At 40.4% G+C, this 617-nt stretch carries 1 protein-coding gene and 1 pseudogene; both read left to right on the forward strand.

Going from position 1 to position 617, the window contains the following annotated elements; all coding sequences use genetic code 11:
- Positions 1-375, forward strand: a 375-nt coding sequence (locus tag GKS34_RS23205) for a helix-turn-helix domain-containing protein (RefSeq protein WP_205602143.1), incomplete at its 5' end; no start/stop codon positions are given.
- Positions 372-617 (forward strand): annotated as a pseudogene (locus tag GKS34_RS23210) (IS3 family transposase); the annotation flags it as partial. The gene GKS34_RS23205 and the pseudogene GKS34_RS23210, both read left to right, overlap by 4 nt.

Below are 617 nucleotides of genomic sequence, written 5' to 3' on the forward strand. Positions count from 1 at the left end.
AAAACCATGAAAATTGTAAAACACTATTCGGACGATTTTAAAAGAAAGGTGATTCAGCATTATCTGAATTCTGATGATAGCATGAAAACCACAGCGGTCAAATTTAATTTAGCTACTCCTGGTACTGTTAACCATTGGCTCCGTAAATTTGAAAAAGAATCCAATACACCCATTATGGACAAACCCTCAAAGAAGCCTCAAAATCCAATACCTGATTCACCTGAAGGTATGGCCCGCCGGATAAAAGAACTGGAAGAGGCCCTGGAGAGGGAGCGCCTGAATACCCTGGCAGCAAACAAGATAATTGAAATTGCAGAACGTGATCTGAAAATTTCTATCAGAAAAAAGTCTGGAGCCAAGCAATCCAAGAAATGAGAGAGGAACATCCAGAGCTTAGTACCGATAAGCTTTGTAGATTGTTTGGCTATAGCAGACAAGCTTACTATCAATTGCAGAAATACAGGTATAAAAATCAGGCACAGACAGAAATTGTGCTTCAAATGGTTCGGAATGAGCGGAAAACCCTTCCTGGAATCGGAGGAAGGAAACTGCTCAGTCTGGTAAAAGTGCTGATGGAAAGAGAAGAAATACAAATGGGCAGGGATGCTTTTTTTGAT

Origin of the sequence: Cyclobacterium jeungdonense (genome assembly GCF_010994275.1) — a bacterium.
Taxonomy (GTDB): domain Bacteria; phylum Bacteroidota; class Bacteroidia; order Cytophagales; family Cyclobacteriaceae; genus Cyclobacterium; species Cyclobacterium jeungdonense.